The sequence below is a fragment of the Caballeronia sp. Lep1P3 genome, from assembly GCF_022879595.1.
Classification (GTDB): Bacteria; Pseudomonadota; Gammaproteobacteria; order Burkholderiales; family Burkholderiaceae; genus Caballeronia.
The window spans coordinates 601,306-624,931 of the sequence record NZ_CP084266.1 but is presented as its reverse complement, the minus strand read 5'-3'; the positions used below and the strand labels follow the sequence as shown (position 1 = coordinate 624,931).

Annotated in this window: 21 protein-coding genes; 7 read left to right on the top strand and 14 right to left on the bottom strand. The window is 65.6% G+C overall.

Annotation, left to right across the window (positions count from 1 at the left end):
- Position 1 precedes the first annotated feature (1 nt).
- From LDZ27_RS17380 to LDZ27_RS17365, 4 genes are all read right to left on the bottom strand, one after another.
- The gene (locus tag LDZ27_RS17380) at positions 2-2,554 is read right to left on the bottom strand and encodes a mechanosensitive ion channel domain-containing protein (RefSeq protein ID WP_244817215.1); all 2,553 of its coding nucleotides are present in this window, start codon (positions 2,552-2,554) and stop codon (positions 2-4) included.
- A 309-nt stretch (positions 2,555-2,863) separates the two neighbouring features.
- Positions 2,864-3,793 (bottom strand): cation diffusion facilitator family transporter, encoded by a 930-nt coding sequence (locus tag LDZ27_RS17375; RefSeq protein WP_244817214.1) that lies wholly within the window; start codon positions 3,791-3,793, stop codon positions 2,864-2,866.
- 34 nt (positions 3,794-3,827) lie between these two features.
- Positions 3,828-4,919 (bottom strand): selenide, water dikinase SelD, encoded by a 1,092-nt coding sequence (selD, locus tag LDZ27_RS17370; protein WP_244817213.1) that lies wholly within the window; start codon positions 4,917-4,919, stop codon positions 3,828-3,830.
- Between the two features lie 67 nt (positions 4,920-4,986).
- Positions 4,987-5,547, bottom strand: coding sequence for a putative glycolipid-binding domain-containing protein (locus LDZ27_RS17365; protein WP_244817212.1), 561 nt, complete (start codon positions 5,545-5,547; stop codon positions 4,987-4,989).
- 247 nt (positions 5,548-5,794) lie between these two features.
- Between LDZ27_RS17365 and LDZ27_RS17360 the strand changes: the two genes are divergently transcribed.
- Together LDZ27_RS17360 and LDZ27_RS17355 are read left to right on the top strand one after the other, a co-directional pair.
- Positions 5,795-6,217: a BspC domain-containing protein gene (locus LDZ27_RS17360; RefSeq protein WP_244817211.1), complete on the top strand. Its 423-nt coding sequence runs from the start codon at positions 5,795-5,797 to the stop codon at positions 6,215-6,217.
- Positions 6,218-6,549: 332 nt separating this feature from the next.
- Complete coding sequence (locus LDZ27_RS17355) at positions 6,550-6,762, top strand: hypothetical protein (protein ID WP_244817312.1); 213 nt, start codon at positions 6,550-6,552, stop codon at positions 6,760-6,762.
- Between the two features lie 71 nt (positions 6,763-6,833).
- Here LDZ27_RS17355 and LDZ27_RS17350 read toward each other — a convergent pair whose 3' ends face one another.
- From LDZ27_RS17350 to LDZ27_RS17335, 4 genes are all read right to left on the bottom strand, one after another.
- Positions 6,834-7,625, bottom strand: coding sequence for an anti-sigma factor (locus LDZ27_RS17350; RefSeq protein ID WP_244817210.1), 792 nt, complete (start codon positions 7,623-7,625; stop codon positions 6,834-6,836).
- Complete coding sequence (locus LDZ27_RS17345) at positions 7,622-8,140, bottom strand: RNA polymerase sigma factor (protein WP_244817209.1); 519 nt, start codon at positions 8,138-8,140, stop codon at positions 7,622-7,624. Before LDZ27_RS17345 ends, LDZ27_RS17350 begins: the two co-directional genes overlap by 4 nt.
- Positions 8,141-8,189: 49 nt before the next feature.
- The gene (locus tag LDZ27_RS17340) at positions 8,190-8,561 is read right to left on the bottom strand and encodes a hypothetical protein (protein WP_244817208.1); all 372 of its coding nucleotides are present in this window, start codon (positions 8,559-8,561) and stop codon (positions 8,190-8,192) included.
- A 180-nt stretch (positions 8,562-8,741) separates the two neighbouring features.
- Positions 8,742-9,719 (bottom strand): AraC family transcriptional regulator, encoded by a 978-nt coding sequence (locus tag LDZ27_RS17335; protein ID WP_244817311.1) that lies wholly within the window; start codon positions 9,717-9,719, stop codon positions 8,742-8,744.
- Between the two features lie 226 nt (positions 9,720-9,945).
- Between LDZ27_RS17335 and LDZ27_RS17330 the strand changes: the two genes are divergently transcribed.
- A complete protein-coding gene (locus LDZ27_RS17330) occupies positions 9,946-10,998 on the top strand; it encodes an aldo/keto reductase (RefSeq protein WP_244817207.1) in 1,053 nt (350 codons plus the stop codon).
- 27 nt (positions 10,999-11,025) lie between these two features.
- Here LDZ27_RS17330 and LDZ27_RS17325 read toward each other — a convergent pair whose 3' ends face one another.
- On the bottom strand, positions 11,026-11,892 hold the full coding sequence (locus LDZ27_RS17325) for a glucose 1-dehydrogenase (RefSeq protein ID WP_244817206.1): 867 nt from the start codon (positions 11,890-11,892) through the stop codon (positions 11,026-11,028).
- A gap of 181 nt (positions 11,893-12,073) precedes the next feature.
- Here LDZ27_RS17325 and LDZ27_RS17320 point away from each other — a divergent pair, with 181 nt between their 5' ends.
- Positions 12,074-13,255, top strand: coding sequence for a 4-hydroxybenzoate 3-monooxygenase (locus LDZ27_RS17320; RefSeq protein ID WP_244817205.1), 1,182 nt, complete (start codon positions 12,074-12,076; stop codon positions 13,253-13,255).
- A gap of 48 nt (positions 13,256-13,303) precedes the next feature.
- Here LDZ27_RS17320 and LDZ27_RS17315 read toward each other — a convergent pair whose 3' ends face one another.
- Entirely contained in the window at positions 13,304-15,550 is a 2,247-nt protein-coding gene (locus LDZ27_RS17315) for an amylo-alpha-1,6-glucosidase (protein ID WP_244817204.1), read from the bottom strand.
- Between the two features lie 190 nt (positions 15,551-15,740).
- Between LDZ27_RS17315 and LDZ27_RS17310 the strand changes: the two genes are divergently transcribed.
- Positions 15,741-16,535: a sulfite exporter TauE/SafE family protein gene (locus tag LDZ27_RS17310; protein WP_244817203.1), complete on the top strand. Its 795-nt coding sequence runs from the start codon at positions 15,741-15,743 to the stop codon at positions 16,533-16,535.
- Between the two features lie 222 nt (positions 16,536-16,757).
- A complete protein-coding gene (locus tag LDZ27_RS17305; protein ID WP_244817202.1) occupies positions 16,758-18,440 on the top strand; it encodes an acid phosphatase in 1,683 nt (560 codons plus the stop codon).
- Here the strand turns inward: LDZ27_RS17305 and LDZ27_RS17300 are convergent.
- Together LDZ27_RS17300 and LDZ27_RS17295 are read right to left on the bottom strand one after the other, a co-directional pair.
- On the bottom strand, positions 18,437-18,844 hold the full coding sequence (locus LDZ27_RS17300; RefSeq protein WP_244817201.1) for a RidA family protein: 408 nt from the start codon (positions 18,842-18,844) through the stop codon (positions 18,437-18,439). The two genes, LDZ27_RS17305 and LDZ27_RS17300, sit on opposite strands and share 4 nt — an antisense overlap.
- 42 nt (positions 18,845-18,886) lie before the next feature.
- The gene (locus LDZ27_RS17295) at positions 18,887-19,774 is read right to left on the bottom strand and encodes a LysR family transcriptional regulator (RefSeq protein ID WP_244817200.1); all 888 of its coding nucleotides are present in this window, start codon (positions 19,772-19,774) and stop codon (positions 18,887-18,889) included.
- Positions 19,775-19,886: 112 nt separating this feature from the next.
- On the opposite strand from LDZ27_RS17295, the gene LDZ27_RS17290 reads away from it, so the two are divergent.
- The gene (locus LDZ27_RS17290; protein ID WP_244817199.1) at positions 19,887-20,783 is read left to right on the top strand and encodes an NAD-dependent epimerase/dehydratase family protein; all 897 of its coding nucleotides are present in this window, start codon (positions 19,887-19,889) and stop codon (positions 20,781-20,783) included.
- A gap of 67 nt (positions 20,784-20,850) precedes the next feature.
- Here LDZ27_RS17290 and LDZ27_RS17285 read toward each other — a convergent pair whose 3' ends face one another.
- A complete protein-coding gene (locus tag LDZ27_RS17285; protein ID WP_244817198.1) occupies positions 20,851-21,945 on the bottom strand; it encodes a malate/lactate/ureidoglycolate dehydrogenase in 1,095 nt (364 codons plus the stop codon).
- Between the two features lie 204 nt (positions 21,946-22,149).
- Positions 22,150-23,619 carry a M20 family metallopeptidase gene (locus tag LDZ27_RS17280; protein ID WP_244817197.1) on the bottom strand — a complete coding sequence of 490 codons (1,470 nt, stop codon included), beginning with the start codon at positions 23,617-23,619 and terminating at the stop codon, positions 22,150-22,152.
- Positions 23,620-23,626: the final 7 nt, after the last annotated feature.

Below are 23,626 nucleotides of genomic sequence, written 5' to 3'. Positions count from 1 at the left end.
ATCAGGCGCCGCTCTGCGCGCCTCGCGGCGGCGGCGCGCTCGATGCCACGTCGCTGCCCGCCGCCGCTTCGTTTGTCGGATGCTGCGCCGCCTTCGACGACTCCGCGCGCTGCTCGGCACCCGCCTGTTCGCTGTCCTCCTGAAGCTCCTGCGCCGTCTCGTGCCCGTTGCCGCCGACAATCACAAAGTTGCGCTGCGGATTCGCGATCTCGATGCCGCGCGCCGTGAACTCGTTGAGAATGCGGCGGTTGAATTCGCGCTGCACCGGCCAGCGCGCGCTGTCGCGGCATTGGATCTGCCCGGCGAGCGTGACGGTGGAGCCGTCGACGGCATCGACGCCCCAGAAGCTGAAGTCGGAGAGGATGCCGTCGCTGAACGCTGCGTCCTCGCGCAAGGCGGTGCCGATCTCCTTGAGCGTCGAGATAGCGAGATCGACGTCCTGGCCGAGCGCAATCGACACGCGCACCGCCGCGTTGCCGATGCCGCGATTCGTGTTGTTCACCGTCGTCACCGAGCTGAACGGCACCGTGTAGAGCGAACCGTCGCCGCCGCGCAGCCGCACCGTGCGAATCGACAGATACTCGACCGTGCCCGACACGCCCGCGACTGTCACCCAGTCACCGACCTGCATCGCGTTTTCCATCAACAAAAAGATGCCGGTGATGAAGTCCTGCACGAGCTTTTGCGAGCCGAAGCCGAGCGCGACGCCGAAGATGCTCGCGCTGGCGAGCAGCGGCGCCGTATTCACGCCGATCTCCGACAAGCCCGTCAGCACGACCACCATCCCGATGACGACGAGCAGCGCGGTACGCATCATCGGCAAGAGCGTGCGCAGGCGCGCGGCGCGCACGCGGTCGCCCGTGGTGTTCCATTCTTCCAGACGGCGCTCGACCATCACGTTGGCCGTCTCCCAGACGAGCACCGCGAACACCGCGGCGACGGCGATCGTGAGGAGTGCGGACGCGAGCCGGTTGCCCACGCCGCCCGACGTAAAAAAGCGCACGACATGCACGCCCCACACTTCGAGCAGCGCGATGAGCGTCGCCACGCCGATGACCGTCTGCGCGATGCGCCGCAGCAGCGGGTAATAGCGATACGCATGGCGATGCGCGATCGATCGGCTCGCGAAGTCCTCGTCCTCGTTGTCGCGGAAAAGCCTGCCGAGCGCGCCGAACGCGACGATCGCCGCGACGCGCGAGCCGACCAGCACCAGCAGCGACACGCCGCCGAGATGGAACAGTGTTGCGTATCCGTTCTGCACGCCGAGCGCCCACACGAACCACAGCGCCATCACGAAGAAAATCGCGACGCCGGCCCAGACATCGGCCACCCAGCCGCCGACGAGCGCGACCGAGCGATACCCCGTCATGCGCTGGCGAATGCTCTCGCCGACGCTTCGCCGCGATTCGAAGATCACCCACGCGATCATCAGATGCACGACGAGCGTGACGATCTTGAGAATCGCGATGTGCGCCGCGTCCGAAAGGCCGAGCGGCTCGCATGCATTGGCGAGCGCGATGCCCGCCCCGCCGACGATCACGATGCGCCGCAGCCAGCGATGCGTGTAAGCCGTGTACTGATCGCGCATCTGGATGAGCCGAAGCCCGCGCGCATGCGGCGCGAAGAAGAAGCCGAACGCGATCATCACGAGGCGGCACACGAGATACACGTCGATCAGCGCGCCGGCGACGTGCGCTTCGGTCGTGTTGTCGTCGATGAGCACGGACATCAGAACCGTCGCCGCGCCGATGAACACGCCAAGTGGAATCAGATTCAACACGAGATGCAGCAGCGCGTTCGGAAGACGGCGCAGCAAGGTCCAGTGCCGCGCCGCGTGGCGCTTGCCGCGCGCGGCGTCGGCCTTGCGTTCGGCAACGTGCTTCTGCGCGTCGTCGCCATAGCGTTGCGCCGTGTCCTCCGCATGTTCCGCCGCGCGTTCTTCCTGCACGAGTTGCGGATCGCTCACTTCGGCATCCGCGACGCCGCGTGCCGCGATCTTCTCGCAGGGCTTCCGGAGCAGCCGCGCCGCGAAGTATTCGATCACGAGCGCCGGCAACAGCGACAACAGCACCGCCCACGCGACATGCGCGATCATCGCGCGCTCCTGCTCGCTGTCGAGCCGGTCGCGCCACCAGTAGACCACCGAGCGGATGTTCAGCAGCGCGGCCACGGAATGCCGCAGACCCGAGCCGAAATGGACGAGCCAGTTGCCTGCCTGACGCGATATCTGCGAGGCGAGGCCGTTGGCCTTCAGCGAGTTGGCAAGCACGCCGGATGCGCCGGAGGCCGGCGCCGCCGCCGATGCGCCTTGCGCGCCGCTCGCGGGCGCCGCGAGCGCACCGGCAGCGGCAACCGCGCGCAGCGTATCGGAGAGTTGCGCGCGGCGCTGCGGGTCGTTCAGGACCGAGAGCGCATCGCGCGCCTGCTGCGGCGTAAGGGCGACCGCCGGTTGCGAAGCGGACTGCGCGGGCGCGGCGGCATCGGCGGATTGGGAAACGATCGAGAGCAGGCTCGATACGGCGAGGAAATAGACGACGATGAGTAGTTTGCGCATGGGTCGGATGAAGATCGCGAAATTTCGGGGACTCGATGCGGACGACGCGCACGACTTGCGTCAACGCGATGCCCTTCGTGCGATGCGGCCTTATTTGGCATGATCCTGCCCGCATCGCGTACGAAGTCTGCTAACGCGCTGAAATTGGAACGGCTTTCAAGAACCAATGATCGATCATTCGCACTGCCGGAGTAAGCAACGGTGATTGAGAGCAGGTTTGTCGGTGTAGCACTTGGCGCTCCCGCTCCGCGTTTTGCGGCACGAGGCGCGATGCGGGCAATGCGGATGATGCGGGGAAATGGCCGCGATTCAGGCCGCCGCAGCCGGCTCGCGCGCTTTACGTGCGACGTCCGGCTCGAAGAACACCCAGCGCACTTGAGGAAAGGCGCGCTGCAAATCGTCTTCGATCACGTTGATTGCGTCGATCATGGCGCGGCCGCTCGCGTAATCGATCATCTCGGCCTGCACTGCGACCACGATGTGCTTGCCCCATTGCAGCGTGATGAGACTCATGATGCGCGTGACTTCGGGCCTGCCGCGCAGATATGCGTCGATGGCCTTGCGCACTTCGGGACTTGCGGATTCGCCGACGATCATCGACTTCACTTCGCGCGCGACCAGAAACGCGATCACCATGAGCAGCACGCCCACGCCGATGGATCCGGCTGCGTCGAACGCGGGATTGCCGGTGATCATCGTGAGCAGCACCGCCGAGAACGCGATGGCCAGGCCCGCGAGCGCCGCCACGTCCTCGCCCGCGACGACGAGCAATTCCGATTCGCGCGTCTCGCGGAACCATCGCCACAAGGATTTGTTCGGCGTGGTCTTGCGAATCTCGCGCATGGCGCCCGCCAGCGAGAACGCTTCGAGCACGACGGATACGCCCAGAATCACGAGCGCGACGATGGGATTGGTCAACGGTTCACGCTGCATGAGCCGATGCGCGCCCTCGTACACGGAGAACGCCCCACCCACGAAAAACAGCAGCAGCGCGACGACGAGCGCATAAAAATAGACTTCGCGCCCCGAGCCGAGCGGATGCAGCGCATTGGCCGGCGCCTGCGAGCGCTTGAGGCCGAGAAGCAGCAGCAGTTGATTGCCGCAGTCGGCGGTGGAATGAATGGCTTCGGCGAACATCGCGCCCGAGCCGGTGAACGCAGCCGCGCCGAACTTGCAGACGGCGATGCCCAGGTTCGCGGCGAGCGCGTAGAAGATAGCTTTCGGCGATTCTTCCTTCATGTCCACCTGCTGATCGTTGTGAATGGAAGCGGCGTTATCGCACCTCGACGCGGCCCGCGCCATTCGTCATCTCGCCGATGACCGCTGCCTCGCCGAAGCCGTCGGCGCGGAAGATCGCGAGCACGTCGTCGACCGCTTGCGGCGCGCACGACACGAGCAGGCCGCCCGATGTCTGCGGATCGGTGAGCAAGGCGCGGGCCGCTTCGATTGAAACGTCGAGCGAGTCACTGAGCGAATCGCTGAGGAAAACATCCGCGCCGTAGGCCGCCCAGTTGCGCCCCGATGCGCCCGTGAAAGTGCCCGCGCGCACGAAGTCCTGAACCTGCGGCAGCCACGGCAGGTCCGCATAGCGGATGCGCGCCGTGAGGCCCGCGCCGCGCGCGAGTTCGAGCGTGTGACCGAGCAGGCCGAAGCCGGTGACATCGGTCAGCGCATGCACGCCGTCGAGTTGCGCGAGGTCCGCGCCGGGGCGGTTCAGCTTGGTCGTCGCGGCGATCATCGCGGCATAGCCGGCGGCGTCGAGCTTGTCTTTCTTGAGTGCCGCCGACAGCACGCCAACGCCGAGCGGCTTGCCGAGAATCAGCACGTCGCCCGCGCGCGCGGCGGCGTTACGCTTCACGCGCGAAGGATGCACGATGCCGAGCGCCGCGAGCCCGTAAATCGGCTCGACGGAGTCGATGGAATGCCCGCCCGCGACCGGAATGCCCGCCTCCGCGCACACCGATTCGCCGCCCTTCAGCACCTCTGCGATCACTTCGTGCGGCAGCACGTTGATCGGCATGCCGACGAGCGCGAGCGCGAGGATCGGCTTGCCGCCCATCGCATAGACATCGGAGAGCGCGTTGGTCGCGGCGATGCGGCCGAAATCGAAGGGATCGTCGACGATCGGCATGAAAAAGTCCGTCGTCGCGACGATGGCCTGCTCATCGTTGAGCTTGTAGACGGCAGCATCGTCGGCGGTGTCGTTGCCGACGAGAAGATTCGGGAACGCCGGCAGCGGCGCGCTGCGCTTAAGCAGGTCGGCGAGCAGGCCAGGCGCGATCTTGCAGCCGCAGCCGCCGCCGTGCGAGAGGCTCGTGAGGCGCGGCGCGTGTGCCGGGTCGTTCTTGAATGCGGAGTCGGTCATCGTTGGAACCATGCGAAAAAAGTCGGTCGATGAACGGCATTATCGCCGCTTCGCGCCGCGCGCGCCTTTACGCGATCCGCTTGAAGAGGCCGGGATAATCGACGACGAGGCCGTCCTGATCGACCGTTATCTCCGCGCTGAAACCCGTGTCGAGGCCTTCGAAACGGTAGCGGCCATCCGCATCGAGACACGTATAGGCCTGCTCGACGGCGCGCACGTTCATCGCCGGAACGTGTACATAGACGACGCGGATCACGCGGCGTTCGCCCGGCTGCAATTGCAGGCGGCGTATGGGCAGCGTGTTGGTGAAAGGCGTCGCGCTGATGTCCACGTCGATGCAGCCGCGCAAGCCTTCCTGCGGCGCGCCGCTCGCGTCGGTCCATGCGTGCGCCGCGCCGTTGTCGCCGTCCTTGCGCGTCAGGTCGATGGCCGCGCCGCCCGCGAGTTTCACGGCAAGGCGCGTGACCTGCCAGCGCGCATCGCATTCGATGCGATACATCGCGCCGAACGCGTCGGCTTCGCTCTCGCCGACGATCGTGCTCTCGATCACGACGGCATCGGGCCGCGCATCGAGCGCGACATATTCGAGCCCCGCCCCGTCTCTCTGCGACCATCGCACTCGCTTCATGATGACCTCGGCCAAAGGCTGCCGGCATCTCCGCCGATCGGCATAAAGAATACAACGCGCGGCAAGTGCTTTCGATCTGCATTCAAAATGCAATGCGCTGGACGCGAAAAAATCTCGCACGGTATACTTCGCGCCTATCTCGAAAAGAGGCGCGCGCTCTTCACGGTTCGGTCAAGCACTCGCCTTCGTCCCGCGCCTGGCGATGCGCGCCCTTCGTTCTTCTCGTTCCTGCCGCCATCGACACCGCATGAAATTCCTGTTCGCTCCTGCGCTTGCCGCGCTTTTACTCTCGGCGTCGCTCTTTCAGTTTGCCGAGGCTCAAGAGACGCCCGATCCCGCCGAAGACTATTCGTATCTCACGCGCCTCCATGTTCCCGACACCGTCGTGCAATGCGTCGCCGCATTCGATCGCTGGGTCGAGGACGCGCCCAAGTACGACACGCTGATCGTCCCGGACCGCCGCGTGCTCTCCGCGAAGATCGACGACGACGCGCCGGTGCTCAGCGCGACGAACCCGATTCCGGTCGACAAGGTCATCGTGATGCGTGCCTTCGCGAAGGCGCGCGGCAAGGCGCAATGGACGCGCGTCGATAGCCGGTGCGGCGTGCGCGACGGACAAGTGGTCGGCGTATCGCTCACGCCGAATCTGAAGCCGAAGATCGTGCGCTGAGCATGGTCGACGCCTTTCGCGTTGCGGATTGTTTCGTAAGCCGGTGTTGTGAATATTTCAGGCAACACTTTTGCTTACAAAGGAACACGGCTTGTCATTTTGCTAACGGCTAAATTGGTTTCCACGGATTCACTCGGAGAAACCCATGAAGAAGTTAGCGATTCTCGCGGTACTGAGCGTGTTGCTGGGTAGCACGCTTTCGGGCTGCATCATCGTGCCCGGTGATGGCGGTTATCACCATCATCACGACTATTACCGCTAGAACGGTCACGCCGAAGAAACGCCGCACGAACGCGCGGGCATCCACAAAAACTCGAAGGAGCAAAACCATGCTGAACATTACGAAGAAGAGCGTCCTGATCGCTTCTATCGCCGCATCGCTGGGCTTAGGTCTCGCGAACGTGGCATCCGCCGAAGTCCATCACATGTCCCATCATGCGGTGAAGGTGGGCTGGCACGGCGACCGTTACTGGGACGGCCATCGCTACTGGCAGCGTGCCGAATGGGAGCGTCACCACTCGCACGCGGGCGCGCATCGTTATTGATCGCCTGTCGACCCATGAAAAAGCCGCAGCGCGTTTCGTCGCTGCGGCTTTTTCCGTTCTGGCGCGGTGAATCACCAGTTCTTCGGATCGCCGCCGAGTTCCTTGCAGGTGTCGTAGGCAATCGCCTGCAGCTTCGCCTCGCCGATCTGTCCCGAGAGCGCATAGCCCACGCTGTTGTATGCCCAGTAGTAAGTCGTGCGCGGGCCGTCGCGCAGCATTCTGATTTTCGCGTCGTTGCGCGCGACTGTCGTCATGTAGAGCGTGAGGCGCTCGCCCGCGGCGTTTTGATACATGAACTGCGCGGCCGGTCCTTCCTCGCCGGGCAGCAAGCGCCCGCCCACGAGCTGAAAACCGTATTCGCTAAGCGACGGAATCGTGAGCGTGCGGTTCAGCCGCTTCGATAGCCAGTTCACCAGATGATCCTGCTGCGATGCCGCGACCTCCACCGCATGCCGCTCTTCCGGCGCATAGACGGCATAGGCGATGTCGGCGCGTTCGGCGAAGCGCGCGCGCGGCTCGCCTAACGTCGGCAAGAGCATGTGGAGCAGAAACCCGCACGCGAGCCCGACGGCGAGCCAGCACGCCGCAAGCAGATACCGCTGCCGCGCGCGTGGCCGCATGACGATGACCTGAGGCTCCGCCTGACCTTGCGCGAAGAGCGCGCGCAATGCGTTGTCCTGCGCCCGATATGCGTCGACGGTAGCCTGCGACGCGGGATCGCTCTCGATGCGCTGTCCAATCGCCTCGCGCTCGTCGCGCGGGAGTTCGTCGTCGATATAGGCGGACAGCGCCTGCATATCGCGCGCGTGATCGTGGTCGTGGTCGTGATCGTTGTCGGCGCGGGGCGGGTCTTCACGCGTCATGACCGCCTCACCACTTTCAGCGACGACGCGCGGCGCCCGTCTTCTTCTCCCAGCAGCACGCGCATATGCTCGCGCGCCCGCGACAGCCGCGACATGACCGTTCCGGCCGGCACGTTCAACACCTGCGACGCCTCCTGATAGCTCATCTCTTCCACGCAAACGAGCAGCATCACTTCGCGTTGCTCGATCGGCAGACAGTACAGCGCACGCTGGACGTCGCGCAGCACGAGGCCGTCCACTTCGCCGCGCGGCGCGGCCATCTGTCGCCAGGGCGCGGTTTCGTCGTCCACGGCGATGTCGCGCCGTCCGCGCAGTTGATCGATATAGAGATTGCGCATGATCGTGAAAAGCCACGCGCGCAGGTTCGTGCCCGCGCGAAAGCCGCTCGCGCGATTGAGCGCGCGCTCGGTCGCGTCCTGCACGAGATCGTCGGCCCATGCACGATCGCCCGTCAGTGCGCGCGCGTAACGGCGCAACTGCGGCAAATGCGCGAGAAGATCCGTTTCGAAGCTCAAGGGCGTGAATGCGCAAAAAGCCGGCGATCCCGCGCGGGGCGGAACACGCTCAGGGTTTGACGACGTGCCAGACGTTGCGGAAGTTGTCGCCATTCTTGTCGCCGGGCTTCGTGTCCTTCGAGAAGCGGTAGACGCGCTTGCCGTCGTAGGCCCACTGCTTGCCGTTATCGGCGGATTCGGTCGTCCACTTGCCGCCCGGCTGGTCGGAGTCGGTCGCCATCGCGGCGGGCCACGCCTGCGCGCAGCCGCCCGTGCAGGCGCTCGGGCTGCCCTTGGTGTCCTTGTCGAAGGTGTAGAGCGTCATGCCGTTTTCGTCGACGAACATGCCGTTCGATTCCTTCGGCGCGGCGGCGTTGGCCGACGAAGCGAGGCACGCGAGCGCGCCGGCAGCGGTGAGGCCCATCAGGATGTGCTTCTTCATTTCATCTTCCCTTTCGTTGAGTCGCGTTGAGTCGCGTGAACCAAGTCGCGTAAAGATACGCAGAAGTATCCGAGGAACGGCCCGCAGCGCGGCGCTATTCCACGGACGATGAAATAAATCGATGCAGCAATGCCCTTCTCATGGCCTGTTCGTATTCGTGATGCGCCGATGCCCCGCGCTTCAGGCGCCCGCAGCCGCCGCGTCGCGCCAGCGCCGCGTGTCGCGCAGCGGCGGCGCGCCGAAGAGCCGGCTGTACTCGCGGCTGAACTGCGACGCGCTCTCATAACCCACGCGATGGGCGGCGGTCGCGGCATCGGCGATATCGAGCAGCATCAGCCGCCGCGCTTCCTGCAGACGCAGTTGCTTCTGATATTGCAGCGGACTCATGGCCGTCACCGCCTTGAAGTGATGATGCAGCGACGACACGCTCATGTGTACGTCCTTCGCGATGTCCTCCACGCGCAGCGGCTGATCGAAGTTCTGGCGCAGGAGCTTGATGGCTTTCGCGATGCGCTGCGTCTGACTGTCGTGCAGCGCGATCTGGCGCAGGCGCGCGCCGGAGCCGTTCGTCAGCAGCCGATAAAGGATTTCGCGCTTGACGAGCGGCGCGACGATCGGCACGTCTTCCGGCGTGTCGATGAGGCGCAAAAGGCGCAGCACCGCGTCGAGCATCGAGGTGCCGAGCCGGTTGACGAAAAGCCCGCGCGAGGCGTCGGTCTGCGTCGCGGGCGGAAGGTTCTCGTCCTGAATCAGCGACGTGATTTCCTCGACGTCGAGTTCCAGCCGCATGCCGAGATACGGCTCGGTTTCGCTCGCGACCGTCACCTGGCCGATCACCGGCAGATCGACGGACGAAACGAGATAGTGCATCGGGTCGTAGACATAGACGTCCTCCCCGACGATCACGCGCTTCGAGCCTTGCGCGATGAGCGCGAGCGCGGGCGTCTGAATGCCGGGTTTCGGACCGCCGGGATTCATGACGCGATGCAGAAAGACGCCCGGCACCGGCGTTTCCACCGAGCCTTCGGCGCCTGCGGTGAAACGGTCGAGCAGCGCGACGAGATCGAGCCGCGCCTGATCGAGCGCGGGATCGAGCGCACGCGGGAAGTGATCGTGTACCTCTTTGCCGGCGATGCCGGGCGTGTCGTTCAGCGCCATGATTTCCGTAAGGGATTCGAGCGTGGAAGGAGTCGGCATAGCTTACTCGCGCGAGCGCGATCGTGCGCGCGCCGCGTCACCGCGTTTGCAGGAAAAGGCAAGGATTCGGCAGGATCAGGCTATGAACGGCGCGCGTTGCCGGACGATACTGCATTGCACAGCGCGTGGCGCCGCCGCGTTTCTCCCGCAGCCGCGTCACGTCCATCCGTTCACTTTGGAGCCAAGCATGCGCTACAAGAAATTCGGCAACACCGGCCTTTTCGTCTCGGAACTGTGCCTCGGCACGATGACCTTCGGAGGCGGTGGCGGCGGCATCTGGGACAACATCGGGCAGCTTCAGCAAGCCGATGCGGACAAGCTCGTCGGCCGCGCGCTCGACGCGGGCATCAATTTCATCGATACCGCCGATGTCTACGCCGATGGCCAGTCGGAAATCATCACCGGGCAAGCGCTCAAGAATCTCAAGGTGCCGCGCGAGAACGTCGTCGTGGCGACGAAGATTCTCGGGGAAGCGGGCACGAAGAGCGTCAATTCGCGCGGCGCGTCGCGGTTTCACATCATCGACGGCGTGAAGGCGAGTTTGTCGCGCCTGCAGCTCGATCACGTCGATCTGTACCAGATTCACGGCTTCGATCCAGCCACGCCGATCGAGGAAACGCTGCGCGCGCTGGATACGCTCGTGCAGCACGGACACGTGCGCTATATCGGCGTGTCGAACTGGGCGGCGTGGCAGATCATGAAGGCGCTCGGCATCTCGGAACGGCTCGGCCTCGCGCGCTTCGAATCGCTGCAGGCGTATTACACGATCGCCGGCCGCGACCTGGAACGCGAACTCGTGCCGCTATTGCAGAGCGAGAACGTCGGGCTGATGGTCTGGAGTCCGCTCGCGGGCGGCCTGCTGTCGGGCAAGTTCACGCGCGAAGGCGGCAAGGAAGAAGGCAGCCGCCGCACGAAGTTCGATTTCCCGCCCGTGAACGTGGAGCGCGCCTACGATTGCATCGACGCGATGCGCCGCATGGCCGATGCCAAGGGCGTGTCGGTTGCGCAGATCGCGCTCGCGTGGCTGCTGCACCAGAAAGCCGTGACGAGCGTGATCGTCGGGGCGAAGCGCATTGAGCAACTCGACGACAACATCGCGGCGACCAACGTGAAGCTCAATGCCGACGAACTTGCCGCGCTCGACGAAGTGAGCCAGTTGCCGTCGGAATATCCCGGCTGGATGCTCACGCGCCAAGGCGAATACCGCCGCAACCAGTTAAAGGAAGCGGCGGGCGAGTAAGCGGCTCGTGAGTTTGCGGCGGGCCGGTCAGATGATCGGCTTGCCGCCCGTCACCGCGATGGTCGCGCCCGAGATGTAGCTGCCTTCGTCGGAAGCCAGCAGCACGTACGCGGGCGCGAGTTCGGCGGGCTGGCCGGGGCGCTTCATCGGCACTTGCGTACCGAAGTTCTTCACCTTTTCAGCGGGCATCGTCGACGGGATCAGCGGCGTCCAGATCGGCCCCGGCGCGACGCAGTTCACGCGGATGCCGCGCTCGGCGACGAGTTGCGCGAGACCGCCCGTGAAGTTCTGGATCGCGCCCTTCGTGCTCGCGTAGGCGATCAGGCCGGGATTCGGCGAGTCCGCGTTCACGGATGTCGTGTTCACGATCGCGCCGCCTGCCTTCATGTGTTCAAGCGCTGCCTTCGTGATGCGGAACATCGCGCCGATGTTGGTCGAATAGGTCTTGTCCCATTCGTCGTCGCTGATTTCCTCGAGGCTGTCGTAGGTCATCTGATACGCGGCATTGTTCACGAGCACGTCGAGGCGCCCGAACGCGTCCACCGTCTTCGCGACGAGATCGCGGCAATGCTGGCGATCCGTGATGTCGCCCGGCAAAAGCAGCGCCTTACGGCCCGCCTCTTCCACCCAGCGCGCGGTTTCCTTCGCGTCGTCGTGTTCGTCCAGATACGCGATGGCGACGTCCGCCCCTTCGCGCGCATAAGCGATCGCCACCGCACGCCCGATGCCGCTGTCCGCGCCCGTAATCAGCGCCGCCTTTCCAGCGAGTCTGCCGCTGCCCTTGTAAGTCTGCTCGCCGTGATCGGGCTTCGGGTTCATCGGCTCGGTGAGCCCCGGCGTGCGGTCCTGCTGCTGGTCGGCGAAAGGGGGCCGGGGATAAGCGCTTGCGTTCATGTCGTTGTCCTCGCGGTTGAGTCGGGATAACCCCTCATTCAGCAAGCACCGGACCCGATTTTGGCGGTTTTTCGGGCCTTTATCTCGAAAAGCGATAGGCCTTATCCGCCGTATCGCGTTGCGGCATATCGCCGCGATGCCGACACTGTACGCACAACATCACGACGCAACGGAGACAAGCATGCGTACTCAAGTCGGCATCATCGGCGCGGGCCCGGCGGGGCTTCTTCTTTCCCATCTGCTGCATCGGCGCGGCATCGAATCGGTCGTGCTCGAAGTGCGCAGCCAGCACGACATCGAATCGACGATTCGCGCGGGCGTGCTCGAACAAGGCACGATGGACCTCCTCAACGAAGCGGGCCTCGGCGCGCGCATGCAGGCCGAAGGCGCGCTGCATCACGGCTTCGAACTGGCATTCGAAGGACAGCGCAGGCGCATTGCGCTCACCGAACTGACCGGCCATTCGATCACGGTCTACGCGCAGCACGAAGTCATCAAGGACCTCGTGGCGGCGCGCGTCGCGGCGAACGGCGCGCTCAAGTTCAACGTGTCCGATGTTTCGCTGCACGACTACGCGGAGACGAGCGACCGCAAGCCGCGCATCAAGTATCGCCACGAAGGCCGCGACGAGGAACTGGAGTGCGATTACATCGTCGGCTGCGACGGCTCGCAGGGCGTCTCGCGCCAGTGCATCCCCGAGGCCGTGCGGCAGGATTATCAGCGCGTCTATCCGTTCGGCTGGTTCGGCATTCTGGTGGAAGCGCCGCCCTCTTCCGACGAACTCATCTACGCGCGGCACGATCGCGGCTTCGCGCTCATCAGCACGCGATCGCCCGGCGTGCAGCGCATGTACTTCCAGTGCGATCCGAAAGATTCCGCCGATGCCTGGTCCGACGACCGCATCTGGGCGGAACTGCACGCGCGCGTCGATACCGCCGACGGCTGGCAGATCACCGAGGGCCGTATCTTCCAGAAGAATATCGTCGGCATGCGCAGCTTCGTGTCCACGCCGATGCAGTCGGGCAAGCTCTTCCTCGCCGGCGACGCCGCTCACATCGTGCCGCCGACCGGCGCGAAGGGGCTCAATCTCGCGGTATCGGACGTGCGCGTGCTGACGGCGGCGCTCGTCGACTTCTACAAGGAAGGCGCCGTCGACAGGCTCGCGCGCTACACCGAGACGGCGCTCAAACGCGTGTGGCGCGCCGAGCATTTCTCATGGTGGATGACGCGCATGCTGCACAAGCTCGACGATACGTCGCCATTCGAGCAGCGCTTGCAAGTGGCGGAACTGGAGCACGTCACGACCTCGCGTGCCGCAGCCACGGCGCTCGCCGAGAACTACGTCGGCAGCGTCGCCGTCTGACGCGCCCGGCAGGTTCGCGGCGCTTCGTTGCCAGAGCGCCGCGCACCTTCAGAGCACGGCGACGACTCGCGCATCGCCCTCCACCGACGGCACCACTTGCCCGCCCACGCGCCGGAACGTGATGGTGACGTTTCTGTCGCCCATGCGCAGATCGCCGATCTCCAGCCAGTCGATGCCTTCGGGCAACTGCGGCCGGTCGACGCGGATTTCGTCGTTCGCGGCGTCGATGGACACGCCGAGACACGCTTCGAGAATCATGAAAGGCGCGCCCGCAGCCCAGGCCTGCGGCAAGCACGCGACCGGATACGCAATGGGCCGCTCACCGCGCTGGCGCGTGAATCCGCAAAAAAGCTCCGGCAGGCGCATGTCGAACGTGACGGCTGCTTCGAAGAGCGACTGCAACAGGCCGACCGCCGCGCTGCGCTCGCCGTAGCGCGCCAGTCCCCGCGCGCAGATGGCCGTATCGTGCGGCCACACGGACCCGTTGTGATAGGACATCGGATTGAAGCGCGGCTGGCCCGCCGCGAGCGTCCGGACGCCCCAGCCAGTATGAAAGAGCGCCGATTCCAGTTGCCGCGCGACGGCCTCGCCGCGCCTGCGTTCGACGAGATCGAACGCAAGCAGATGCCCCGCGTTCGACGAAAGCACGCGGCACAGTTCGCTGCGCCCGTCGAGCGCGATGCCATAGAAGTCCATTTCCGGCATCCAGAATAGCGCTTCGACGCGTTCCCGTATGTGCTCCGCGCGCCGCTCGAATTCGACGGCGCGCTCGTTCTCGCCGCGCTCGCGGGCAAGCCGCGCCATCGTGGAGAACGCCTTCGACGCATATCCCTGCACTTCCACGAGCGAAATCGGCCCGATGGGAAACTGGCCGTCCGCGTGAAACACCGAATCGTGGCTGTCCTTCCAGCCCTGATTGGCGAGGCCGTATTCCGTGGCCCGTTGATACTGCAACAGGCCGTGCGGATTCTTGTCGCAATGGCGCGCGACCCAGTCCGCCGCGAGTTGCAGCGCGGGCCAGATTTCGTCGATGAGCGCGCGGTCGCCGGTGCGTTCCGCATACGCGCCCGCCAGCACGATGAAAAGCGGCGTGCTGTCCACTCCACCATAGTAGAGGGCGAACGGCACTTCGCCTGTGGCGGCCATTTCGCTCTTGCGCGTCTCGTGCATGATCTTGCCGATTTCGGCGTCGCGGAAGGCCGAGTCCTCGCGCGCCTGATGCGCCGCGAGAAAGCGCAGCACGCCGCGCGCGAGCGTCGGATGCAGCCACAGCATCTGCAGCGACGTGATGATCGCGTCGCGTCCGAACGGCGTCGAGAACCACGGGATGCCGGCATACGGATACGGACCGGTTTCGAGATCGGTCGTGAGCAGGCCGAGATCCGCGAGCGACCGGTCGATCCACTCGCTGAAAAGCGGATTGCTCGACCTGACGCGAGCGCTCGCACGACGCTTGTCGCGCATGCGGCGGTGCGCGTCGACGAGCGCCTCGCGGATGGCCGGCCGCCCGGATTCCGGCGCGCATTCCGCGGCTTCCGCGGCGTTGCGCTTGCTTTCCTCGCTCGCGTCGTTGAGCGCGCGCGTGACCGCCGTCACCGACAGATAGATGGAGATGGCCGTTTCCGACTGGATGTGCAGCGCATAGTCGGCGCGCGTGGGCGAGAGCGCGTCGGGAGCGGGCGTGAACTGGATGCGCGCGGTGCGCTCCACTTCGTCCAGACCGATATAGCGCAGCACGACTTCGCCGTCCTCCACGGCGGGCGGGCGCAGCGTGCCGCGCTTCGGGCGGATGGTGCCGCGCACCTCGAACATGTCGAGGAAATCGGCAGCGAACGAGATCGAGAGTGGCACCGTGGACGGCTCGGTGCCGTAGTTCGTCAGCACGATGCTTTCGTGCAGCACGTGCCCGGACAGCACACGCTTGCGCTCGACGTGAATGACGCCCTCCGGCGTGCGCGCCCCGCCGATGGGCGGCAGCGGCTTGTTCGTCAGATGCGCGGTGAACACCGCGTTGTCGCTGGAAACGCTGCCCGACAGCAAGGAAGGCGCGCGGCCGCCGAAAGACAGCACGAGTTCGGACAGCACGCGGGTATCGTTGACGAAGAGGCCGTCGTCGCCGCCGCGTATGTCGCCGTTGGCGTCATAGACGGCGAAGGTATTGCCGGACTTCAGGACGAACTGGCGTTCGCTCGGCGTGCTGGCGTGCTCGGTCGGAATGAACGCCTCGTCCGCCGCCGGGAACTGCTGCTGTTGTTGTTGCTGCGTCGGGTCCTGCGTCTGTTGCTTCGTATCCATTGCACCTTCCTGAAAGTAACGTGAAAGGGCGCCGACTGGCGCTCGATCGCAAACGTTGCACTTCGCGTCCTGCCTCTCGCCCACGCCGATGGCCGGCTGGCCACGGCTCCTCGTGCAGCAGGTGGATCACTTACCGGCTATCATCGACGGTTTTTCGACTCGACCACGCCCGACCGGTTCTCACCCGCGCATGTCATTTCCGCACATCGACCTACTTTATTCCGCCTCCGGGCTCGGGGTCGGCTTCCTCGTCGGCCTGACGGGGGTGGGCGGCGGCTCGCTCATGACCCCGCTTCTCGTGCTGCTGTTCGGCATCCATCCGGCGACGGCCGTCGGCACCGACCTCCTTTATGCCGCCGCAACGAAAAGCGCGGGAACGCTGGTGCACGGCCTGAAAGGATCGGTCGACTGGCGCGTCACAGGCCGACTCGCGGCAGGCAGCGTGCCCGCCGCCGCCATCACGCTCTACTTTCTGCATCAGAACGGCGTCACGTCCGCCGGCACGGCGCGGCTCATTCAGTCGATACTCGGCACGGCGCTGCTCATCACCGCCGTTTCGCTCGTCTTCCGCCCGCAGCTCGCGCGATTTGCCTACAGCAAGGGACGCAGCCGGCCCGAAAACCCCGCGCGCACGGCCGCCTGGACGGTTCTGACCGGCGCCGTTCTCGGCGTGCTGGTTTCGATCACCTCCGTGGGTGCGGGCGCAATCGGCGTGACCGTACTTCTGCTGCTTTATCCGCGCCTCGCGACGGTGCGCATCGTCGGCTCCGACGTGGCGCACGCGGTGCCCCTCACGCTGATTGCCGGCGCCGGACACTGGATGATCGGCTCCGTCGACTGGGGCCTGCTGCTTTCGCTGCTAGTGGGGTCCATTCCGGGCATCGTCATCGGCAGCGCGCTTTCGTCGAAGGCGCCCGAAGCGCTGCTGCGCCATGTGCTCGCCGCGACGCTCGTTCTCGTCGGAATAAAGCTCGTGTTGAGTTGATGTTAGTCACGCCGCCCGGCGGTTTCCAGTCGGCCAAATCGCATAGGCAAATTCGCATGCTGATGTAAATTTCGCCTATGCCGTTCGGCCAGGTTTTCGCGGGCGGGCCGATACGGCATCATGCGCTGTCAGTTCACCGGGACGCAGCGTATAGCGGGCGTCATCTTCCGGCGCCGATAGCCTTAGCTCGTCGGCGCATGCGCTTCACTTCGGAGTCACGCGATGAAAGAGAACGAAGAACTGCATCACGAGCTTCCCGCCAGCAGTGACGCGCCCGCCGATCCCGCGCGGCGCCGGCTGCTCGCGGCGGGCGTCGGACTTGCCGGTCTGTCGTTCGGCGGCTGCAATCTGTTCGACCACAAGCCCGCGACGCCGAAGACCGCAGCCGACATCGCGCTCGACCGCACGCTCGCGGCGAAGGTGCGGCAGATCGTCGTGATTTATGCGGAGAACCGCAGCTTCACCAATCTCTACGGCAACTATCCGGGCGTGCAGTATCCGCTTTCGGCGGCGCCGGCCTCGCAGTACACACAGCTCGATCGCGATGGCGTCACGCCGATGCCTACCTTGCCCAAAATCTGGGGCGGCCTCGTGCCGCAGGCGCAGGACGTGGACGGCAAGCGCTACGCGATTGCGGAGCAACAGATCGAACGACTTGCGAACGGGCCATTTCGCCTCATGGACGCGCACGGCGAACCGCTGCCGAACAGCGTCATCACGCGCGATCTCGTGCATCGGTTCTACCAGAATCAGATGCAGATCAACGCGGGGCGCAACAACCAGTTCGCAGCGTGGGGCGACTCGGGCGGTCTGGTAATGGGCCATTACCGGAATTCGGCGGATACGCTCAAACTATGGGGCCTCGCGCAGCAATACACGCTGTGCGACAACTTTTTCATGTCCGCATTCGGCGGTTCCTGGCTGAACCACATCTTTCTGATCTCGGCTCAGGCGCCCTACTATCCCGACGCTCATAACGGGCCGGCCGCAAAGCTGCTGGCCGTCGTCGAGGGCGACGATCCCGCCGGCTCGCGCCTGAAGCTCGCGCCGGATTCGCCGCGATCCGCTCTGGACGGCCCACCGAAGTTCGTCCGCGACGGCGCGCTGACCGCCGACGGCTATGCCGTCAACACCATGTTCCCGCCGTATCAGCCGAGCAACGTGAAGGCCGCGCCCGGCGGCGACCCGCGTCTCGCCGATACGTCGAACGCGCTCGTGCTGCCCCCGCAGTCCTACGCGACCATCGGCGACCGCCTGTCGGAAAAAAGCGTCGACTGGGCGTGGTACAGCGGCGCGTGGCAATACGCGCTGGATCATCGCGATACGGGCGCGGTGCCCGACTTCCAGTATCACCACCAGCCGTTCAACTACTTCCGCAATTTCGCGCCGGGCACGGCCGCGCGCGAGCGGCATCTGCGCGATGCGGGCCTCGGCGACGATCCTTCCACGAACAGGCTGCTCGCGGACATCGACGCCGGCCGTCTGCCGCCCGTCACGTTCTACAAGCCGCAGGGCAATCTCAACATGCACGCGGGCTACGCGGACGTCGCCTCGGGCGACCGCCACATCGCGAACGTCATCGACCATATCCGGCGCGGACCGCAGTGGGAGAACACGGTCGTGATCGTCACCGTCGACGAAAACGGCGGCTGGTGGGACCACGTCGCGCCTCCGAAGGGCGACCGCTGGGGCCCCGGCTCGCGCATTCCGGCGCTCGTCGTTTCGCCGTTGGCGAAGAAGGGCCACGTCGATCACACGGTGTACGACACCAATTCGATCCTGCGCTTCATCTCGCGCGTGCACGGCCTCGCACCGCTCGACGGCGTCGCCGCGCGGGACCGGGCGTTCGCGGCGAACGGCGAAGCGCCGCTCGGCGATCTGACGAGCTCGCTGGATCTGGCCTAACCGCGCTGCGCCGGCTCTCGTTCAACCCACGCGCGCGCCGATATTTCGAGCAGATAGCCGTAGTGCAGCGCGCCGACGGGCACGACGGCGCGCGCCGGCTTCCACGCGCCGAAGTGCCGCGCGTAGATGTCGTTGAACGCCTTCCAGTGCTCGACGCCAGCGAGATAAACCGTCACTTCGATGCAGTCGGCGAAGCTCGCGCCCGCCGCTTCGAGCACGGTGCGCAAGTTGGTCAGCGTCTGTTCGGCCTGCTCTTCGAACGGGAGGTCGCCGGTGTGCGTGCCGTCCGCGCGTATCGGCAACTGCCCCGACACGCAGACGAGATTGCCCGCGCGCGTCGCGTGACTGTAATGGCCGGCCGGGATCGGCAGGCCGGGAGCGTTGATGGCTTCGATGGATGGCATCGTCGGGTCCGTTTGGGTGGAAAGATGCGGGCGCGGTCCGCGTCAAAGCGCGAGCCTGCTCGCGAGAAAGTCGAGGAATGCGCGGGTGCGCGCGGCCATCGATTCGCTCTGGTAGAACACCGCGCTGATCGGCTGGCGCACGTCTTCCAGCGCGTCGTCGAGAATCGGGCGCAGGCGTCCTGCTTCGATGTCGGCGGCGGTCATGAATTCCGCGAGACACGCAATGCCGCCGCCGTCGAGCGCGAGCTGCCGGATCGTCTCGCCGCTCGATGCGCGGACAGCCGGCTCGATCGTGACGAACGGCGAGCGGCCGCGACGCAGCGGCCAGTCATTGAGACTCTCCGGCGCCGTGAAGCCGATCAGCCGTGCGCGCATCAGTTCGTCGGTATCGCGCGGCTCGCCGTGTTCCGCAAGGTAAGCCGGGCTCGCGAGCACGCGCAAGCGGCTGCTGCCGAGCGTACGCGCGTGCAGCGTGGAATCCTGCAGCGCGCCGATGCGTATGGCGATATCGACGCGCTGCTCCAGCAAGTCGACGATGCGCTCGTTGCTCGTCAGTTCGAGCGAGATGTCAGGATAAAGCGACGCGAACGCCCTCACCTGCGGCACGACGCAATGGAGCATGAACGGCGAAGCCGCATCCACGCGCAGCCGCCCGGCCGGGCGCTCGCGGCGGCGCGAGATGGCTTCTTCGGCGTCGTCCATCGCGGCGAGAATCGCACGGGCGCGCGCGAGAAAAAGTTCGCCCTCGTCGGTCAGTTGCAGGCGGCGCGTCGTGCGGCGAACGAGCGTCGCGTCGAGTTTCTTTTCGAGGCGCGTGAGCGTCCGGCTCACGCCCGAGACGGTCTGCTGGAGCGCTTCGGCCGCCGCCGTCATCGAACCGCTGTCGATTACGGTGACAAAAACAAGCAGTTCGTCGGTATTTGTCTTCATGGCCGCGCGGCGATTGTTGATTTGGAGTCAAGGCTTATTTGAGACTACCACCGTTTATGCGAAAGTCTAAGCGAGCCATACTCTGCCCACCTCATTCTCTTGGAGCAGGACGATGAATGTTTTCGTGACAGGCGCGGGCGGTTTTATCGGCGGCTCGATTGCGGCGGGGCTCGTGCGCGACGGACATCGCGTGCGCGGACTCATCCGCCGCGCGGAGCAGGAAGAAGCGCTGAAGCGTGCGGGCATCGAACCGGTCGTCGGCAGCCTGGACGACGCCGCGCTTCTCGCCACCGAAGCGCGCGCCGCGGACGCGGTCATCAACGCGGCGAGCAGCGATCATCGCGGCGCGGTCGAAGCGTTGATTGCCGCGCTCGAGGGCTCGAACAAGCCCTTCCTGCATACGAGCGGGTCGAGCATCGTCGGCGATGCGTCGGGCGGCGAAGCGTCGGACTCCGTCTATACCGAGGACAATCTCCCCGAACCGACCGCCGACAAGGCGCCGCGCGTCGCCATCGACAATCTCGTGCTCGAAGCCGCGAAACGCGGCGTGCGCTCCGCCGTGCTCTGCAACACGCTCATCTACGGTCACGGCGCGATTCCGCAGACGGCCAGCGTGCAGTTGCCGCGGCTCGAGCGTCAGGCGAAGAAAAGCGGCGTCGTGCGGCATGTGGGGCGCGGGATGAACATTTGGTCGAACGTGCATATCGACGACGTCGTCGATGCCTACCGCCGCGCGCTCGAGAAGACGCCGGCGGGCACGTTCTATTTCATCGAGAGCGGCGAGGCGCAGTTCCGCGACATGACCACCGCGATGGCGCAGGCGCTCGGCCTGCGTGGGCCGGAAGACTGGCCGCTGGACGAAGCGATCAAGGAATGGGGCTACGAAATGGCGTCCTACGGTCTCGGCTCGAACAGCCGCGTGCGCGGCGAGCGCGCCCGCACGCTGCTCGGCTGGCAGCCGAAGCGCGATTCGGTCATCGAATGGATCGAAAAAGAGATGGTTCGGTGACGTGGACGCGGCTCGGCGCGGCGAGATTGGCTTGACCAATTCGCCGCCCCCGCCGCGCCCGACGCGCTTACTTCAGCGCGTCGGCGAAAGGCACGATCTCGGCCTCCGTCATGCCCGACTTCTGCGCGGATTCGCGAATCTGCTTCCACGTGGTCGGGTCGATCGGCACGCCGTTCGCGCCGCGTTCCGCGCGTCGCGCTTCTTCCGGCTCGCCGGGCGCGTGGATCGCATCGACGCCTTCCGCGCGCGGCGAAGCCTTCATCCATTCGAGGAATGCTTCCGCTTCGGCTTGCGCGGCGGGCGCATCGAACGCGTTGGGATCGAGGATCACCGAAGTCATGCAGTTGAAGATCGCGCTCGACTTCTCGAGCGTGCTTTCGTGCGTCGTGTAGCCGCCCGAGAGCGCACCGCCGAAAATCTCGCACAGCGCGGCGAGACCCGAGCCTTTGTGCAGCCCGAACGCCGTGAGCGATCCGAACGGCTCCTCGTGCATCACCTTCGGCTCGACGGTCGGGCGGCCTTCGTGGTCGAGCAGCATGCCCGGCGCGACCTGCACGCCCTTGTTGTACGCAACGCGCGTCTTGCCGTAAGCGATGCCCGCCGTCGCGAAATCGAGTACCAGCGGGCGCTTGCCGTCGCGCGGATACGCGGCGCAGAACGGGTTCGTGCCAAAACGCCGGTCGATGCCGCCGAACGGCGCGACGAGCGGATCGCCCGCGACGTTCACGAAGTGGAACGACACGAGGCCCGCGTCCGCGCACTGCTCCGCCCAATGGCCGATGCGCCCGATGTGATGCGCATTGCGCAGGCCGACCGCCGCGACGCCGAATTTCTTCGCGCGCTCGATGCCGAATTCCATCGCCTCGTAAGCGACGACCTGCCCGAAGCCCTTGCGTCCATCGACGGTCAGCACCGCGCCCGCGTCGCGGACGATTTCGGCGTGCGTGTTGAGCGTGAGCTGGCCGTCCGCCAGCGACGCCACGTAGCGCGGAATCATGCCGACGCCGTGCGAATCGTGGCCCGACAGATTCGCCATCACGAGGTGATTCGCGACCAGTTCGGCTTCGCGCGGGGTGCTGCCGGCATGTTCCCAGATCGCGCGGACATAGGCGTTCAGCGTGTCGGCGTTGATGCGCAGCTCGGGTTTGCTGATTTGGTTCATTGCGACTCTCGTCTCCTAGGTCGATGGCTGGCGCGTTCCCTTATTCGAGAAGCATGAAAAACGTGAGAAACGCGCGCGGGCTTAACACTTTACAGACGATCAACTGGCCTTACCAGTTGGTTTTCGAGAAAAGGCTGCGGACGGGCAAAGAAAACGCCCGCGAGAGCGGGCGTAAGCAGGAACTTCGACGAAGCCAGAAACCGCTCAGGGCGCCGCCGCGATGACCTCCGCCACCGCCGCCGTCAGCTTGCGCGCATACGGCACATGCAGGAATTCATTCGGTCCGTGCGCGTTCGACTTGGGGCCGAGCACGCCGCACACCATGAACTGCGAGCGCGGAAAGCCTTCTTTCAGCGTGTTCATGAGTGGAATCGTGCCGCCCTGCCCGATGTATGCGACGTCGGCGCCGAAATGACGGCGCGACGCGTCGTTGAGCGAAGAGCCGAGCCAGGGCGCAAGCTCCGGCGCGCTCCATCCGGTCGCCGCGCCCGCTTCGGGCTTGAACGTCACCTTCGCGTTGTAAGGCGGATCGAATTCGAGCAGCGACTTGAGCTGCGCGACCGCCTCCGTCGCTTCGACGAGCGGCGGCAGACGCAGCGACAGCTTGAACGCGGTGCGCGGCGCGAGCACGTTGCCGGCATCCGCGAGCGCCGGCAGGCCCGACGCGCCCGTCACCGTCAGCGAAGGGCGCCACGTCGAATTGAGCAGCGCTTCCTTGGGATCGGTCGTGGTCGGCAGGACGCTGCCGCCGTCCTGACCGCAGCTCCACGGCAGCTTTTTCCAGACATCGTCGCCGAGAATGTGCGCCGTTGCTTCGGCTTCGCGCAGGCGTTGCGCGGGAATCGTGCAATGGAAGTCCTTCGGCAGCAGATTGCCGGTCGCGGCGTCTTCGAGGCGCTCGAACAGTTGCCGCATGATGCGAAACGTGGACGGCGCGATGCCGCCGTAGCCGCCCGAATGCAGCCCTTCTTCGAGCACCTGCACTTCGAGGTCGCCCGCGACGAGGCCGCGCAGCGACGTGGTGAGCCACAGTTGATCGTAGTTGCCCGCGCCCGAATCGAGGCAGATGACGAGGCCGACATCGCCCAGGCGCTCGCGCAGCGCGTCGATGTACGGCAGCAAGTCGTAGCTGCCCGACTCCTCGCAGGTCTCGATGATGCCGACGCAGCGGGGCCGCTCGACGCCCTGCGCATCCAGTGCCGCGAGCGCGGTGATGCTGGCGTAGGTGGCGTAGCCGTCGTCGGCGCCGCCGCGTCCGTAGAGCTTGCCGTCTTCGAGCTTGGGCGTCCACGGGCCGAGGTCGCTGCGCCAGCCTTCGAACTCCGGCTGCTTGTCCAGATGGCCGTACAGCACGACGGTTTCGGCGCTGCCCGAGCGCGTCGCGGGCGCTTCGAAGAAGATCACCGGCGTGCGGCCCGTGAGCCGCACGATTTCAACCTTCAGGCCCTTGACCGGCTGCGCCTTGACCCAGTCGACGGCGTCCGTCACCACGCGCTCGATGAAGCCGTGCCGTGCCCAGTCCGCGTCGAACATGGGGCTTTTCGCGGGCACCGCGATGTAGTCGGTGAGCGCGGGAACGATTTCGTCGTTCCATTTGCGGTCGACGAATTCCTGCAGCGCGGCGGAATCGAGCCGTACCGCTTCTTCGTGTTGAGTGCTGTCGCCAGTAGTCATGAGAGGG

Excerpts from the sequence above, each read along its gene's own strand:
- LDZ27_RS17340 (WP_244817208.1), bottom strand. The coding sequence starts at position 8,561 with ATGAAGAAGCACATCCTGATGGGCCTCACCGCTGCCGGCGCGCTCGCG.
- LDZ27_RS17375 (WP_244817214.1), bottom strand. The coding sequence starts at position 3,793 with ATGAAGGAAGAATCGCCGAAAGCTATCTTCTACGCGCTCGCCGCGAAC.
- LDZ27_RS17320 (WP_244817205.1), top strand. The coding sequence starts at position 12,074 with ATGCGTACTCAAGTCGGCATCATCGGCGCGGGCCCGGCGGGGCTTCTT.
- LDZ27_RS17315 (WP_244817204.1), bottom strand. The coding sequence starts at position 15,550 with ATGGATACGAAGCAACAGACGCAGGACCCGACGCAGCAACAACAACAG.
- LDZ27_RS17285 (WP_244817198.1), bottom strand. The coding sequence starts at position 21,945 with ATGAACCAAATCAGCAAACCCGAGCTGCGCATCAACGCCGACACGCTG.
- LDZ27_RS17360 (WP_244817211.1), top strand. The coding sequence starts at position 5,795 with ATGAAATTCCTGTTCGCTCCTGCGCTTGCCGCGCTTTTACTCTCGGCG.
- LDZ27_RS17295 (WP_244817200.1), bottom strand. The coding sequence starts at position 19,774 with ATGAAGACAAATACCGACGAACTGCTTGTTTTTGTCACCGTAATCGAC.
- LDZ27_RS17300 (WP_244817201.1), bottom strand. The coding sequence starts at position 18,844 with ATGCCATCCATCGAAGCCATCAACGCTCCCGGCCTGCCGATCCCGGCC.
- LDZ27_RS17335 (WP_244817311.1), bottom strand. The coding sequence starts at position 9,719 with ATGGCGCTGAACGACACGCCCGGCATCGCCGGCAAAGAGGTACACGAT.
- LDZ27_RS17380 (WP_244817215.1), bottom strand. The coding sequence starts at position 2,554 with ATGCGCAAACTACTCATCGTCGTCTATTTCCTCGCCGTATCGAGCCTG.
- LDZ27_RS17280 (WP_244817197.1), bottom strand. The coding sequence starts at position 23,619 with ATGACTACTGGCGACAGCACTCAACACGAAGAAGCGGTACGGCTCGAT.
- LDZ27_RS17350 (WP_244817210.1), bottom strand. The coding sequence starts at position 7,625 with ATGACGCGTGAAGACCCGCCCCGCGCCGACAACGATCACGACCACGAC.
- LDZ27_RS17290 (WP_244817199.1), top strand. The coding sequence starts at position 19,887 with ATGAATGTTTTCGTGACAGGCGCGGGCGGTTTTATCGGCGGCTCGATT.
- LDZ27_RS17330 (WP_244817207.1), top strand. The coding sequence starts at position 9,946 with ATGCGCTACAAGAAATTCGGCAACACCGGCCTTTTCGTCTCGGAACTG.
- LDZ27_RS17325 (WP_244817206.1), bottom strand. The coding sequence starts at position 11,892 with ATGAACGCAAGCGCTTATCCCCGGCCCCCTTTCGCCGACCAGCAGCAG.
- LDZ27_RS17365 (WP_244817212.1), bottom strand. The coding sequence starts at position 5,547 with ATGAAGCGAGTGCGATGGTCGCAGAGAGACGGGGCGGGGCTCGAATAT.
- selD (WP_244817213.1), bottom strand. The coding sequence starts at position 4,919 with ATGACCGACTCCGCATTCAAGAACGACCCGGCACACGCGCCGCGCCTC.
- LDZ27_RS17305 (WP_244817202.1), top strand. The coding sequence starts at position 16,758 with ATGAAAGAGAACGAAGAACTGCATCACGAGCTTCCCGCCAGCAGTGAC.
- LDZ27_RS17310 (WP_244817203.1), top strand. The coding sequence starts at position 15,741 with ATGTCATTTCCGCACATCGACCTACTTTATTCCGCCTCCGGGCTCGGG.